Consider the following 14,477-nt stretch of genomic DNA (forward strand, 5'->3'; position numbering starts at 1 on the left):
TCATGACTGGCGCGAGCGCGGCAGCTTACGCGAATCCCGCGATTATGTCGGATTTTCAGGATGAAGCCATATGAGATTGCGGTCGCCTCCCATATGACGCGCGAGCCGGGGCAGCGGTTCCGCCTTCCGCGGGAGAGCGCCGGATAGGCCCGGAAAGCGCCGCTTTTCGGGCAGCGGAACCGCGGGCGGGCCTCTCCCCGAGCGATTTGCGGAAGCTAAATGTTGTGTCCGCTGGCCAAGGCGCCGTATTCGATGGCCCCTTTCGTATCGCGTCGGGAGCGCAGCCGAGATGACCAGAGAGCCCCGCCCGTTCCGCCATCAGGCCTTCATCGACGGCGCCTTCGTCGCCGCTGACAATGGCGCGACCTTCGCCGTTCGCGATCCGGCTACGGGCGCGGTATTGGCCGAGGTCCCGGACCTGGGCGCGGCCGAGACGCGCCGCGCGATCGAGGCCGCCGAGCGCGCTTTGCCCGGCTGGCGCGGCAAGCTCGCCAAGGAGCGGGCGCAAATATTGCGACGCCTGCATGATCTGCTGCTCGCCGATCAGGAGCGCCTCGCGCAGATCATCACCGCAGAGCAGGGCAAGCCGATCGCCGAGGCGCGCGGCGAGATCGCCTATGCCGCGGCCTATTTCGACTGGTTCGCGGAGGAGGGTCGCCGCGTCTATGGCGACGTAATTCCGCAGCAGGCGCGCGAGAAGCGCATTCTCGTGTTCAAGCAGGCGATCGGCGTCACCGCCGCGATCACGCCCTGGAACTTCCCTTCCGCCATGATCGCGCGCAAGGCCGGCGCGGCGCTCGCCGCCGGCTGCACGATGGTGGTGAAGCCGGCCGAGCTGACGCCGCTTTCGGCCATAGCGCTCGCCGAGATCGCGCAGCGCGCCGGCGTGCCGGACGGCGTGCTCAATGTGGTGACGACCAACGACCCCGCCAGCGTCGGCGCCGAACTCACCTCCAACCCGACCGTGCGCAAGATCAGCTTCACCGGCTCGACCGAAGTGGGGAAGATTCTTCTGCGCCAGGCGGCGGAGAATGTGCAGAAATGCTCGATGGAGCTGGGCGGCAACGCGCCTTTCATCGTCTTCGCCGACGCCGATGTCGATCTCGCGGTGAAGGGCGCGCTGGCGACCAAATATCGCAACAGCGGCCAGACCTGCGTCTGCGCCAATCGCTTCCTCGTGCATAGGGATGTCGCCGAGACCTTCGCCGCCAAGCTCGCCGAGGCGGCCTCCAGGCTGAAGGTCGGGCGCGGCGTCGAGCCCGGCGTCGTCATTGGTCCGCTGATCGAGGAGGCGGCTGTCGAGAAAGTCGAGCGTCTTGTCGCCGACGCCCGCGCGCGCGGCGCGAAAGTGCTGACCGGCGGCGGACGCCATGAGCTCGGCGGCAATTTCTATGCGCCGACCGTGCTCGTCGACGCGAGGCAGGACATGCAAATATTCCAGGAGGAGATTTTCGGCCCTGTCGCCGCCGTCACCCCCTTCGAGGATGAAGCGGAGGCGATCCGCCTCGCCAATTCGACGCATTACGGCCTCGCCGCTTATTTCTACAGCCGCGACATAGCGCGCGTGTTCCGCGTCGCAGAGTCGCTCGAATTCGGCATGGTCGGCGTCAACGAATCGCTGATGTCGAGCGAGGCGGCGCCATTCGGCGGCGTGAAGCAGTCGGGCATGGGACGCGAGGGCTCCAAATACGGCATAGAGAGCTATCTCGAGATCAAATATGTCTGTCTCGGCAATATGTGAGGCGCTCAGCCTGCGCGGTTCGGCGTGCCCAGCACATGCACGTCGGGCGCGATCATCACATTGTCGAAACGCTGCGTGAACATCGGCGCCGCGAAGAAGGCGACGGCGCGTAGCGTTTCCTCGCCCGTGTTGACGAGATCATGCCGCAGCGGCGTCGGAATGACGAAGACGTCGCCCGGCCGCACATGATGGGTGACGCCGCCCTCGGCGCGCAATTCGCCGGAGCCGCCGAGGATATATTGCGTCTCCTCAGTGGCGTCGGTGTGCCAGCCGAGCCGTCCGCCGGGCTCGATCTCATAGACGATGGTCGAGGACTGCGTCGCTCCATGCTCGCCGCAGGAGGCGAAGGCGCCCGCCCAGCGCACGCTCGGATCGTCCACGCCGCCGACTTTGGCGCGCGGGAGGTCATTGGTGGCGACGAGGTGAATGGCGCTCATCTGTTTTCTCCGAAATTCTAATCGAATTTTCCGTGGGGCGAGACCCGAGGGCGATGCCCACCGTCGTCCAAACGCGCCGCGCGCGGCTTCGTTCCGAACATGCGCGCGGGCGCTTGACACGGCGGCGCGGCGCGGCTCTATTGAAAGGGATGGTTCCCTCTCGAGGGATCAAAAGGGAATGCGGTGAGCGCCGGCGACGGGGCGAAGCCGCGGCTGCCCCCGCAACTGTGAGCGGTGAGCCGAGGATCAAACGAGCCACTGGAGCCATGCGCTCCGGGAAGGCGATCCGAAGGCGCTGACCCGCGAGCCAGGAGACCTGCCATCAGTCGTGGTCACGCGCGATAGCGTCGGGCGGGGTGCACCGAGGCGGCCGAGACCCTTTTCGCATAGCGCGAGAGGGCCGCGACCTTTCGCAGTGACGGCCCACGTCTGCTGCGAGTCGCTCAGCAATGTCTTCCCTGTCCCATCGGGCCGCCCTCGCGGGCGCCGTTTCTCATATTGCGCTCGTTTTCGTCTCGCTTCTCCTGCCCGCTTCCGCCGCTGGGCAAGAGGCGCTGCCCACGGTCGAAATCGGCGCGGCGACCATCGTCTCCGCCGATCGCGTCGAAGAGCGCGTCGACAAATCCTCCTCCGCTGTCACCGTGATCCCTTCCGCGCAGATCGAGAAGCGCGGCGCGAGCGGCCTCACCGAGGCGCTGCGCGGCGCACCGGGCCTCGATCTCTACGAGACCGGCGGTCCCGGCGCCCAGACCTCCGTCTTTCTGCGTGGCGCGACGCCAGGCCAGACGCTCGTCCTCGTCGATGGCGTGCGCATCGGCGATCCGTCCTCCACCGACGGCTCCGTCGATCTCGGCGGCCTCGTCGCTACGGACATAGAACGCATAGAGGTGCTGCGCGGCCCGCAATCGGCGCTCTATGGCTCCGACGCGATGGGCGGCGTCATTCACATCGTCACGCGCAAAGGCGAGGGGCGGCCGCGCGCGTCTCTCTCCCTGGAAGGCGGCTCCTATGGAACCGGACATTTGCGCGCGCGCGTCTCGGGAAGCGAGGATCGCTTGTGGTACGCATTCGCGATCGATGCGCTGACGATCGACGGTCATCCGCGCTATGGCTATCGCATCACGCGGCCGCTGACGATCGGCGACGGCAAGACGCTTCTGCCGCCTCTGCCGCCCAATGACCCGACCAAAAAAGGCGGCGCCAGCGCGCGCCTCGGCTATCGCGTGAACGAGGATATCGCGGTCGAAGCCGCATTCTTCGGCTATGACAGCGCCATCCGCTTCGACAATCCCTATTCCTTCTCGGCGATCGACGTCTACGATCCGCAGAACCATCAGCACGCGACATTCGCGCAAGGGTATGCGCGCGTCGACGCCGACATGTTCGACCGCGCATTGCACAATCGCTTCACCCTCTTTGCCAATGCGACGAGCAGAGACGTGTGGCAGGCGCGCTCCTGCTATGACGCCAGCTATAATTCCTACAATTGCCGGCGTGGCTATCGCGGCGCGCGGCGCGGCTTCGAATATCAAGGCGATCTTTCGCTCGGCGCCCTCGGCCTTCTGACCTTCGGCGCGCGCAATGAGACGGAGTCCGTCCGCACATCGCAGGACCCGGTTCCGCCGACCACATTCACGCCGATCGACGCCGTGCAGACGACGCATTCGGGCTTCGCGCAGCATAAGCTCACAATGTTCGAGCGCGTCGATCTCTCCTATGGCGGACGTATCGACGCTGTCGATCAGAACCGCACATTCGCGACATGGCGCGCCACCGCCGCTTATCGTCTCGAGGAGACAGGAACCAAATTGCGCGGGAGCGCCGGCACGGGCGCGCGCGTCGCCTCGCTCTATCAGCGCTTCAGCCAATATGGCGATCCGGCTCTCGCGCCGGAGACGAGCGTCGGATACGATATCGGCGTCGATCAATCCTTGTTCGGCGAGCGTCTCTACGCATCGCTGTCGCTGTTCGAAAACCGCTTTCGTGATCTCATCGAATTCGGCCGCGCGTCGAGCTGCGCTGCGACACAGGCCTTCGGTTGCTATTACAATGTCGGCCGCGCGCGCACGAAAGGCGTCGAATTTTCCGGCGAGGCGATTGTCGTTCCCGGCGAATGGCGTTTGCGCGCGAGCTACACGCATCTCGCCGCGGAAAATCTGACGACGCATCGCAGTCTGTTCCGGCGGCCGCGCGACAAGGCGACGGGCTCCCTCATCTACACGGGAATCGCAGGGCTGGAGCTCGAGGCGCGCCTTACCTTCGTCGGGCCGAACCCCGATTACGACTATATTTTCTCGCAGCGTGTGACGCTCGCGCCTTACGCAAAGCTCGATCTCTTCGCCGATTACAAGATCGACGAGCGCATGTCGGTGTTCGCGCGGATCGAGAACGTCAATGATGCGCGCTATGAGGAAGTCTTCAATTATGGAACGGCGGGCCGCTCCCTCTATGGCGGCGTGAAATTCAGCTGGTGACGAGGTTTCAGGGAGAATGAACCAATGACGAATGCGACGCCGCAACGGCGCCTGGAGCCGGATGGAACGCCGGTCGATGTCTTCGCTCTGCCGACCGACGCGCAGAGCCTCGAAGCGCTCTTGCGCGATCTCTTCGAAAATCATTGGCGCGAGATCGTGTTCGGGCCGATCATTCAAGGCGCGGCCTTCGAGATACATGTCGATCATGCGCCGACGCGCATAGGTCTCCTCGATGGCTATCTCACCATCGCTTTCGGGCAGACGCATTTTCACGTCTGCATCGGCGAGACGAAAGGACCGCGCAGCCGGCCGACGCCGCCCGTTCTCGCGCAGCACAGGCGCACGGCGCGCGCGGAGCTGCATCGGCGCTTCTCGGGGACATGCGTTCCAATGTCCTGGAGCCTGCAATTGTTCAATGGCGCGGATGAGCAGCAACTCGCCGTGCTCTTGCCCAATCCGTTTCTGCATCCAGAGACGGAGAAAATCCTGCGTGAGCCCGATTGGTCGCGGCTCACATTGTGGGATGCGCTGCGGGCGCGCTGGCTCGGGCTCGTCGAGCCCGATCCGCTCGATCGGGCAGCGCATTGATCTTCGGCAGAGCAGGGCGTCCGGCCCGCTCATAAATAAGGAGCATCGCATGACAAGGCTTTCACTTCCCATCATCGAAGAGTGCAATCTACTCTGGAGCGGCGCGCTCATTGTCGTCGGCGCCTTCTTCTCGCGGGCTTTCGCTTGTGCGGCGCCGCTCGCGGGCTTCGCCGCCATTGCGGCGCTGACGAGCACGCGGCGCAATGCGCTGGCGCTGACGGCGGCGGTCTGGCTCGCCAATCAGCTCGTCGGCTTCACCATGCAGCATTATCCATTGGATTTCGAGACGCTCACCTGGGGCGGCGCGCTCGGAATCATCGCGCTCGTCTGCTGCGAGACGGCGCGTTTCGCCGCGCGCATGTCTATCGGCGCCGGCGCGCCTTTCGCCGCGCTCGCAGCGAGCTTTCTCGTCTATGAGGGGGCGCTCTTCGCCATCACTCGCGCCATCGGCGGCGATGTCTCGCATTATGCGCTCGCCAGCGTCGCGCGTATCTTCGCCATCAACGTCTGCGCCTTCTTCGGCCTCTGGGCCTTTGGCCTCGTCTGCATGGCCATTGGCGCGGGGTGGCGGCAGGTCGCGTCGCTGCGCGTTTGAAACATGTGATTGGCGCGTCATTCTCTCCATGGGGAGAATGACGCGCGAGCGTCAGTCGTAGGGTCCGCGTCAGTTGAATTCATGTGTGTCGAGAAGCGAGCCTTTAGGCTCGCTCTTTAAAGCCGTTCAGCTTCCGATGACACAGGCGCCTATTTCGGCGCATGAACCCGCAGCCGCGCGACGCGGCGCGGATCGGCCTCGACGATCTCGAACTCCCAGCCTTCCACCGGCGCGGGCACGATCTCGCCGCGCATCGGCACATGGCCGGCGAGCGAGGCGACGAGCCCGCCGAGCGTCGTCACCTCGGCGCCGTCGTCCTCCGGCGCGAAATCGACGCCGAGCCGTTGCGACACTTCCTCGAGATCGGCCTTGGCGTCGATGAGATAGACTCCATCGGAGACAGCCTCTATGCGCGGCTCCTCGTCGACGTCATGCTCGTCTTCTATGTCGCCGACGATCATCTCGACGATGTCCTCCATCGTCACGAGGCCATGCGTTCCGCCATATTCGTCGATGACGAGCGCGAGATGCGTGCGCGTCGCCTGCATCTTCACGAGGAGATCGAGCGCTGGCATGGAAGGCGGCACATAGAGCACCGGCTTCAGCACGGTGACGGTGGAGAGCTCCGCGGAAAAATCGATCGCGGCGAGCGACACGGTCGCCGCATGTTCGCCGGGCGCCGGCGCTTCCGCCGTCACCGGTTCGGCGCGCTCGGCGAGCGAGGCGAGATAATCGACGAAATCGCGAATGTGGATCATGCCGCGCGGATCGTCGAGCGTGTCGCCATAGACGGGCAGGCGAGAGTGGCCGGCGTTGCGGAACAGCGCCAGCGTCTCGCCGAGCGTCGCGTCCTGCGCGGCGGCGACGATGTCGGCGCGCGGGATCATCGCGTCCGCGACGCGCAGATCATGCAGGGCCAGCACATTTCTCAGCAGCACGCGCTCATGCGGCGTCACATCGCCGGCGGCTCCTTCCAGCGCCTCCTCAATGTCCTCGCGCACCGAGGGCGAGCCGAGCCCGATGAGCGCACGCAGCCGATCGACGATGCCGCTTCGCTGCTCGCGCCTCGAGGCCGCGTGCTCGCCATTATCCGTCCTAGACATCGCCGTTCGATTTTCCTTTGGATGAAGCCTCCGCCACGGGCTCGGAGCCTTCGTAAGGATCATTGAGGCCGAGCGCCGCCGCTATGCGTCGCTCCAGAGCCTCCATCTCTTCGGCCTCCCGTGGAGTTTGGTGGTCGTAGCCGATCAGATGCAGAAATCCATGAATGAGCAAATGGGTGAGATGCGCTTCGAAGCTCTTGTCCTGCTCCACCGCCTCGCGCGCCACTGTCTCATGCGCGATGACGATGTCGCCGAGCGCCATGCGGCGCGCGAGCGGACCGGGCGTCTCGAAGGAGAGCACATTGGTGGGCTTGTCCATGCCGCGCCATTGCGCGTTCAATTCACGAATCGTCGAGTCATCGGTGAAATTGACGCTCAGCTCGCAGCCCGGCGCGAGCGGCGCCGCCGTCTGGGCGACGCACTCGCGCACGGTACTCTGCGTCAGCTCGTCGAGCCCGGCCTGCTGATCCCAGCAGGGCGCGGTGACGATGATGTCGATCGCGACGCTCATGGCTCTCGAGGCTTCGCCTTCTCCCGCCCGGCGGCTTCATAGGCCCCGACGATTTGCCGCACGAGGTCGTGGCGCACCACATCGCCCTCGGCGAATTTCACTCTTCCGACGCCCTCTATGTTGGAGAGCAGCGCGATCGCCTCGCTCAATCCGGACTTTTGGCCGGGCGGGAGATCGGTCTGCGACGGGTCGCCATTGACGATCATACGCGATCCGTCGCCGAGTCGGGTAAGAAACATTTTCATTTGCATGGAGGTGGCGTTCTGCGCCTCGTCCAGCAGAACGCAGGCTTTGGTGAGCGTGCGGCCGCGCATGAAGGCGAGCGGCGCCACCTCGATCATGCCGGTCTGAATGCCGCGCTCCACCATGCGCGGGTCCATGAAATCATGAAGGCCGTCGTAAATGGGTCGGAGATAGGGGTCGACCTTCTCGCGCATGTCGCCGGGCAGGAAGCCCAAGCGCTCGCCGGCCTCCACCGCCGGGCGCGAGAGGATGATGCGTTCGACCGCTCCCTGCTCGAGCAGCGAGACCGCATGGCCGACGGCGAGCCAGGTCTTGCCCGTGCCGGCGGGCCCTTCGGCGAAGACCAGCTCATGGCGCTTCAACGCCCGCAAATAGAGGTCCTGGGCGAGATTGCGGGCGCGCACCGGCCCGCGTCGGCGCGTCGAAATCTGCTCGAAGACGGCGCGGCCGGGCTCCGCCTCGGGAAAGAGGCTGCCCTGGCGGGCCGATTCCTGAATAGCGCCATCCACGTCGCCGAGCCCCACATTCTGGCCGAGCTGCACCCGGCCATAGAGAATTTCCAGAACGCGGCGGGCGTGCTCGCAGGACTCCGAGCGACCCTTGAGCGTGACATGATTTCCATTGGCGAAGCAGGAAACGCCGAGCCGCCGCTCGATCTTGGCGAGATGCTGGTCGTAGAGGCCGAAAACGAGCGAGGCGTAACGATTGTCCTCGAAGGCGAGCGTGACTTCCGCCTCCGGCTCGCCCGAGCGCGGCGCATCCGGCTGTTCGAAGACCCGTCTCTCGCGGTCGAGCGTCACAGGGCGGCCTCCCTCGCATCATTTGGGATCGCGCGGCCGGCGATGCGTCCGGCGAGCGAATTGGAGCCGGCGGCGACGATCGTCACCGGCAGCGTCTTTCCGATCAGCTCCGCGCCGCCCATCGCATGAACGGGCTGCATATAGGGGCTCTTGCCGGCGATCTGACCCTCGTGCCGGCCGGCTTTCTCGAACAAGACCTCGACCGTGCGGCCGACAGTGGCGGCGTTGAACGCCTGCCGCTGCTCCTCGACCAGCGTCTGCAGAATGGCGAGCCGCTCGGATTTGACGCTCTCGTCGATCTGATCCTCGCGCTCGGCGCCCGGCGTGCCGGGACGCGGCGAATATTTGAACGAAAATGTGGATGCGAATCCGACAGCGCGAATGAGCTCCAATGTCGCCTCGAAATCCGCGTCCGTCTCGCCGGGAAAGCCGACGATGAAGTCGGACGAGAGTGCAATATCCGGCCGCGCCGCGCGCAGCCGCGCGACGATGTCCAGATAGAAGCTCGCGTCATGGCGCCGGTTCATCGCCTTCAAAATGCGATTCGAGCCCGATTGAACGGGAAGATGCACGAAGGGCGCCAAAAAGGGAAGCTCGGCATGGGCGTCGATCAGCTCCTGCGTCATGTCGACCGGGTGGCTGGTGGTGTAGCGCAGCCGCGTGACGCCTTCGATACGCCCGAGCCGCGCCAGCAGCCGGGGCAGGGACCAGGGCGCGCCATGCTGGTCCGTCCCGCTATAGGCGTTGACGTTCTGCCCGATGATGGTCAGCTCGCGCACGCCGGCGGCGGCTAGCGCCTCCGCCTCCTCGATGATCTCAGACGGACGTCGCGAGACCTCGGCGCCGCGCGTGTAGGGCACCACGCAGAAGGAGCAGAATTTGTCGCATCCTTCCTGAGCGGTGACGAAAGCCGTGACGTCGCGCACGCGCTTGCCCTCGGCCGCCATGCGGCGCAGCGCCGCGAATTTGTCGGCGACGGCGAAATCCGTCTCGGCGAGGCGTTCGCCGGCCTCGGCGCGGGTCAAAAGATCGGCGAGGCGATGATAGCTCTGCGGCCCGACGACGAGATCGACCGCGCGCTGGCGGCGCAGCACCTCCTCGCCCTCGGCCTGGGCGACGCAGCCGGCGACGATGATTTTATAGTCGCGCCCCTCGGCGCCGCGCTCGCTCTTCAGCTTGGCGAGACGGCCGAGCTCGGAATAGACCTTGTCGGTCGCCTTCTCTCGAATATGGCAAGTGTTGAGCACGACGAGATCGGCCTCGTCCTCATCGGCGGCTTCCGCATAGCCGCGCGCCGCGAGCAGGTCCGCCATGCGCGTCGCGTCATAGACGTTCATCTGGCAGCCATATGATTTCACATAGGCTTTTGCTTTGCCAAGCGATTCCGCGTCTCCGCGGGACTGCGATGCGGGAGCGATCGGCTTAGATGCGGCGTCGGTAATCTCAATTCTCCTGGCGGAACTCTCTCGAGCTGCACGATCGCGTGTTCTCCGAAAACCGCTTCGCGCTTTTCGGAGAACACGCCCCGGCGATATTACGCGCGCTTGCCGCCCGCCGCCGAGAGATCGGCCGCCAAGAGTTCGCGCACGCTGGCCTCTGTCGCGGCGGCGAGAGCCTTGCGGTCGCCGGAGCTCGGGTCCACCGCCTCGCCCCATAGTATATGACATTTCGCGCCGCCGCGCTTCATCAGACTCCACAAATGCGGGAGAAAAGTCATATCGCCATACCAGCCGACGTCGAGCCGCTCGCCTGTGCTCGAGCGCCGCGTATAGACGATCGCGGTCGGAACGAGCGTCGGCTTCGCCGCATCCTGGTTGGACTCGGCGAGCCCGCTCAGCATGGCGAAATGCGATGCGTTGAATTTCAGCACGCCTGCGCCGTCGCTCGAGGTTCCCTCGGCGAAGACGACGACGTCGTCGCCCGCCCGCAGCCGCTCGGCCAGCGCCGCATTGACGATCGGGATCGCCCGCCGATTGCCGCGCTCGACGAAGACCGTGCCCTGCAGCCGGGCCAGAAAGCCGAGCACTGGCCAGGAGGCGACCTCGGCCTTGGCAAGAAAGACGAGCGGGTAGAGGCTCGCGAGAGCGATGATGTCGGTCCACGACACGTGATTGGCGACGACGAATCGCGGTCCCGCGCCGCCCGGCGCGCCGCTCTCCTCGACCTCTATGCCGATGATCCGGCACATGACACGGCAAAAGCCGGTCTGGATGCGGTGACGCAGCGCCCAGCGACGCCGTCGCGCCAGCCATTGGACGGGAACGAAGACGACGAAGGCGCCGGTCATCGCCAGGACGAATATGATCGCGCGCAGATAGGGCATGACCCTGTCTCTAACGCGCGAGTGACAGTTTCGTGACGGCCTCGCCGGCAGTTCTCGCCGCTTACAGCTCGCAGCGCATCGTCAGCGCCGCCTGACGTTCGCCATTGGGGCGCTGATAATAATTCTCGCGCCGGCCGATGATCTTATAGCCCAACCTCTCATAGACCTTCAGCGCTGCGGCATTGTCTTCGCCCACCTCGAGGAAAACGAGCCGCGCGCCGCCGCGCTCGAGATTGGTCATATGGGCCGCGAGCAGCGCACGCCCGAGGCCCGCCCCGCGACGGGCTGGATCGACGGCGAATGTCAGAATCTCGGCGTCCGGCGGCAGCAGCCGAGACAGCGCCATGCCGCCCATCTCGTCCTTGAGCAGGCGCTCGTTCATCGCGCCGTCGGCGAGAATGGTGCGGTCCGTCAAAAGGCTCTCGAAATCGATCTTGGACCAGGGAAAGGCGAAAGAGGCCGCGTGGATCTTGGCGCAATCATAGGCGTGATCGGCGCCGATGGGGCGGATCACATAATGGGGCCTTGGAAAGAAGGTCGAGAGCAAGCTCATGACGGCGCCGCTCATGCCTCGGCCGGGGCGTCTTGCAGCGGGCGCTGCTCCGAGGGCTTGGCGTCCGGCGCCTTCAGATAGAGCGGGCGGGCGGGGGCCGTCGCCGGATCGGCGACGAGGCCGAGCCGCGCGACATAGGCGATATCGGGCGCCGGCGCGCGGCTGGCGACCTCCGCCTCGAGGCCGGCGAGCCGCGCCTCCTCCGCCAGCAGCGGCGCGCCGGAGCCGATCAGCCGCAGCGGGCCCGAGCCGAGCGCGCGCAGCGCCTCATGGGCGCCGACGCGTCGCGGCGACAAGAGCGTGCGGCCATCCGGCCCATAGGCGGTCACATAGACTTGGCCATGGCGGGCGTCGATCGCCGCCGCCACCACGCCGTCGAAGGGGACGAGCACATAAGGGGCGGCCAGCGCCGCGAGAGTGGAGACGCCGACGATCGGCGCCTTCACGGCGAGGGCGATGGCCTGGCCGGCCGCGAGACCGATTCGGATGCCGGTGAAGGAGCCGGGCCCGACCGTGACCGCCACCCGTCCGATGGAGGCGAAGCCGCCGCCCGCCGCGGCGACGACGCGCTCGACGAGCGGCAGCAATTCCTCGGCGTGGCCGCGCTCCATCGGCGCCGTCTCGATAGCGATTGGATCCGCGGCGCCCAGATCGAGCACGCAGGCGGAGACGGCGGGAAGCGCCGTGTCGATGGCGAGGATTCTCATTGCCGGCGGATTATGACGGGTTTCGCGCGGCTTTCAAAGCGGCGTCTCAAACCTGCTGCACCGAGCTCACCTGGGGCACGAAATGGCGCAGCATATTCTCTATGCCGTTCTTGAGCGTCGCGGTGGAGGAGGGGCAGCCGGAGCAGGAGCCCTTCATCGCCACATAGACGATTCCGTCGCGAAAGCCGCGGAAAGTGATGTCGCCGCCGTCATTGGCGACCGCCGGCCGCACCCGCGTCGCGATCAGCTCCTTGATCTGCGCCACCGTCGCGGCGTCGGCGGGATCGAAGAACTCCGCCGGAGCGGCCTCGGCGCCGTCGATGACGATCGGCTGGCCGGAGCTGAAATGCTCCATGATCGTGCCCAGAATGGCCGGCTTCAGATGCGCCCATTCGGCGCCCGTCTTGGTGACGGAGACGAAATCGGGGCCGAACATCACCGCTTCGACGCCGTCGATCGACAGCAGCGCGCCGGCGAGCGGCGAGGCTGCCGCGGCTTCCGGCGAGCGGAATTCGCGCGCGCCCTCGGCGAGGACGGGGCGGCCGGGCAGAAACTTCAGCGTGGAAGGGTTGGGCGTGGTCTCGGTCTGGATGAACATGTGTCTTCTCCGCAGCGTCCGGTTCAAGGCCGGCGTGGCGATGGCGCCGCTTCTCTAGCACAAAATCCGCCGCGCGGCAGCCGAGCCTCGCGCACGACGCCTCACGCCGGGCGCGCACAATGGCGTGCTCAGCGGGCGGGGCGGGCGCGCAAAATGCCGAGCAGCGTCGCGCTATGCTCCGAGCGCCGCGCGCGCGCTTCGCCGATGGGCGCGAAATCGGAGATGTCGGGCGCGATTTTGTCGGAGCCTTCGAACATCAGCAGGCCCGTCTGTGTGACGATGATGTCGCCTTTGCGCAAGGTCGGATCGTCGAGGCGCGCATCTTGGCGCGCGTCGCGCGTCTCGACGGCGCGCTCGCGATCGGCGACGACGCGCGTCGCGAAAGCGTCGTAACGCTCGCGTGCTTCGTCTATGCGAAGCAGCCATTCGACGCGCGCATCCTCATCGCGCGTCGCTTCCGCCGCAGCGGGAGCGAGCATCGCGAGCGCCGACGACAATCCACAGTAGAAAAATGCTCTCGTCATCGCCATTGCGCGAAAATGGAACGAAGCGTGATGCGCCGCGCGAATATTATTCGAACGCTCGTTTGTGATTCGCGCGTGCTCGATTCCCAGCTACGTGTATTCCCCAGTTTGTCAATCTCCGCCCTGCCCAGAATAATGGTTATAGCGCGGGTCACGCCGAACGAAACTCGGCTCAGGCGTCGTTCGCTCGGCCTTTCCGCGCTTGGTTATTCCGGGGCTTTTGATGATGATCTGTCTGTCGCTGCGCGATGCGATCCCATGCTTCGCGTTCCCTGTGTCGGCGCGTCGAAACGCGCGACGCGCTTGTTCCACTCGAGACGAAGGATGACCATGGTTCAGCCGCCTCCGCTGACGAGCGCGCTCGTCGACGAGTCGTCTCGTCGAATTTGTGCCCTTCCGCAAGAACGGATGAGCAGAGACGCCACGATTCATATCGTCGACGACGACGACGCCGTTCGCGATTCTCTCAGTCTTCTATTGTCGACGGACGGCTTTCGGGTCCGGGCGCATGAGAGCGCCAGCCGATTTCTCGCTTCCGTCGATTCCGGCGACACGGGCTGCGTCGTGACCGACGCGCGTATGCCGGAGATGACCGGCATAGAGCTGCTGGAGGCGATGAAGGCGCGGCATTTGTCGCTGCCGGTCGTCGTCATCACCGCTTATGCCGATGTGTCGCTCGCCGTGCAGGCGATGAAGCAGGGCGCTTTCGACTTTCTCGAAAAGCCTTTCGACAATGAGGCGCTGATCGCCTGCGTGCGCCTCGCGCTCGCCTATGAGCGGGAGGAGCAGTTCCGCGCCGCCGAGACGCAGACGATCGAGGCGCGTCTGCAGACGCTCACCGCGCGCGAGAGCGAGGTGCTCGAGCGTCTCTTGCACGGAATGCCGAACAAGGTCATCGGCCGCGAACTCGGCATCAGCGTCCGCACGGTGGAGGTTCACCGCGCCAATGTGATGCTGAAAATGAGCGCCGGCAGCCTCTCCGAGCTCGTGCGCATGTCATTGGCAGCCGAGCAGGCGCGCGGCAAGGGCTGACCCGCGCCCGGCGATTTTCCAGCATACGAAGGACGCGCCGGTTCCTCGGCGCGTCCTTTTTGTTAACCACGTCCTGTAGCGCATGGGACACAGGCGGGCGATAAAGCGCGGGCGTTGCGTGGAAGGCCTTGTCTTCGACATAGAGACGAGGTCATTTGGGCGCGCGGCGAAGCTTCGGGAGCGGCCCGGAGCATTGGTCGGGGGCGGCGTGGTTTTGAAGACGCTTCGTATTTTCGGTGTTTTGGCGG

General features: G+C 65.6%; 15 protein-coding genes and 1 riboswitch. Of the genes, 5 read left to right on the forward strand and 10 right to left on the reverse strand.

Translation table 11 applies throughout. The features are described 5' to 3' along the window. Positions 1-289: 289 nt before the first annotated feature. The gene (locus tag C5689_RS06950; RefSeq protein ID WP_108916534.1) at positions 290-1,741 is read left to right on the forward strand and encodes an NAD-dependent succinate-semialdehyde dehydrogenase; all 1,452 of its coding nucleotides are present in this window, start codon (positions 290-292) and stop codon (positions 1,739-1,741) included. Between the two features lie 5 nt (positions 1,742-1,746). Here C5689_RS06950 and C5689_RS06955 read toward each other — a convergent pair whose 3' ends face one another. After that, complete coding sequence (locus C5689_RS06955) at positions 1,747-2,178, reverse strand: cupin domain-containing protein (protein WP_024879797.1); 432 nt, start codon at positions 2,176-2,178, stop codon at positions 1,747-1,749. 135 nt (positions 2,179-2,313) lie between these two features. Further along, positions 2,314-2,516: riboswitch (cobalamin riboswitch) on the forward strand. Positions 2,517-2,627: 111 nt separating this feature from the next. Between C5689_RS06955 and C5689_RS06960 the strand changes: the two genes are divergently transcribed. The 3 genes from C5689_RS06960 to C5689_RS06970 are packed head-to-tail and all read left to right on the forward strand — an operon-like array spanning position 2,628 to position 5,835. Continuing rightward, the gene (locus C5689_RS06960; protein ID WP_108916535.1) at positions 2,628-4,652 is read left to right on the forward strand and encodes a TonB-dependent receptor plug domain-containing protein; all 2,025 of its coding nucleotides are present in this window, start codon (positions 2,628-2,630) and stop codon (positions 4,650-4,652) included. 24 nt (positions 4,653-4,676) lie between these two features. Next, positions 4,677-5,240, forward strand: coding sequence for a DUF7676 family protein (locus C5689_RS06965; RefSeq protein WP_108916536.1), 564 nt, complete (start codon positions 4,677-4,679; stop codon positions 5,238-5,240). A 49-nt stretch (positions 5,241-5,289) separates the two neighbouring features. Further along, entirely contained in the window at positions 5,290-5,835 is a 546-nt protein-coding gene (locus C5689_RS06970; protein ID WP_108916537.1) for a hypothetical protein, read from the forward strand. Positions 5,836-5,984: 149 nt separating this feature from the next. On the opposite strand, the gene C5689_RS06975 is transcribed toward C5689_RS06970, so the two are convergent. From C5689_RS06975 to C5689_RS07015, 9 genes are all read right to left on the reverse strand, one after another. Then, positions 5,985-6,938: a hemolysin family protein gene (locus C5689_RS06975; protein WP_108916538.1), complete on the reverse strand. Its 954-nt coding sequence runs from the start codon at positions 6,936-6,938 to the stop codon at positions 5,985-5,987. Then, positions 6,931-7,449 (reverse strand): rRNA maturation RNase YbeY, encoded by a 519-nt coding sequence (ybeY, locus tag C5689_RS06980; protein WP_108916539.1) that lies wholly within the window; start codon positions 7,447-7,449, stop codon positions 6,931-6,933. Before ybeY ends, C5689_RS06975 begins: the two co-directional genes overlap by 8 nt. Beyond that, a complete protein-coding gene (locus C5689_RS06985) occupies positions 7,446-8,492 on the reverse strand; it encodes a PhoH family protein (RefSeq protein WP_108916540.1) in 1,047 nt (348 codons plus the stop codon). Before C5689_RS06985 ends, ybeY begins: the two co-directional genes overlap by 4 nt. Beyond that, positions 8,489-9,910 carry a tRNA (N6-isopentenyl adenosine(37)-C2)-methylthiotransferase MiaB gene (gene miaB, locus C5689_RS06990; protein WP_108916564.1) on the reverse strand — a complete coding sequence of 474 codons (1,422 nt, stop codon included), beginning with the start codon at positions 9,908-9,910 and terminating at the stop codon, positions 8,489-8,491. The genes C5689_RS06985 and miaB overlap by 4 nt, the downstream gene beginning before the upstream one ends. A gap of 116 nt (positions 9,911-10,026) precedes the next feature. After that, positions 10,027-10,815 (reverse strand): lysophospholipid acyltransferase family protein, encoded by a 789-nt coding sequence (locus C5689_RS06995; RefSeq protein ID WP_108916541.1) that lies wholly within the window; start codon positions 10,813-10,815, stop codon positions 10,027-10,029. A gap of 61 nt (positions 10,816-10,876) precedes the next feature. Then, on the reverse strand, positions 10,877-11,368 hold the full coding sequence (locus C5689_RS07000; protein ID WP_167398690.1) for a GNAT family N-acetyltransferase: 492 nt from the start codon (positions 11,366-11,368) through the stop codon (positions 10,877-10,879). Between the two features lie 11 nt (positions 11,369-11,379). Continuing rightward, a complete protein-coding gene (tsaB, locus tag C5689_RS07005) occupies positions 11,380-12,075 on the reverse strand; it encodes a tRNA (adenosine(37)-N6)-threonylcarbamoyltransferase complex dimerization subunit type 1 TsaB (RefSeq protein WP_108916543.1) in 696 nt (231 codons plus the stop codon). A gap of 46 nt (positions 12,076-12,121) precedes the next feature. After that, on the reverse strand, positions 12,122-12,673 hold the full coding sequence (locus C5689_RS07010) for a NifU family protein (RefSeq protein WP_108916544.1): 552 nt from the start codon (positions 12,671-12,673) through the stop codon (positions 12,122-12,124). A 128-nt stretch (positions 12,674-12,801) separates the two neighbouring features. Beyond that, entirely contained in the window at positions 12,802-13,197 is a 396-nt protein-coding gene (locus C5689_RS07015) for a hypothetical protein (RefSeq protein ID WP_146188351.1), read from the reverse strand. A gap of 408 nt (positions 13,198-13,605) precedes the next feature. On the opposite strand from C5689_RS07015, the gene fixJ reads away from it, so the two are divergent. Beyond that, positions 13,606-14,229, forward strand: coding sequence for a response regulator FixJ (gene fixJ, locus C5689_RS07020; RefSeq protein WP_166143970.1), 624 nt, complete (start codon positions 13,606-13,608; stop codon positions 14,227-14,229). Positions 14,230-14,477: the final 248 nt, after the last annotated feature.

This window comes from Methylosinus sporium, from assembly GCF_003113265.1.
In the GTDB taxonomy this organism is placed as follows: Bacteria; Pseudomonadota; Alphaproteobacteria; order Rhizobiales; family Beijerinckiaceae; genus Methylosinus; species Methylosinus sporium.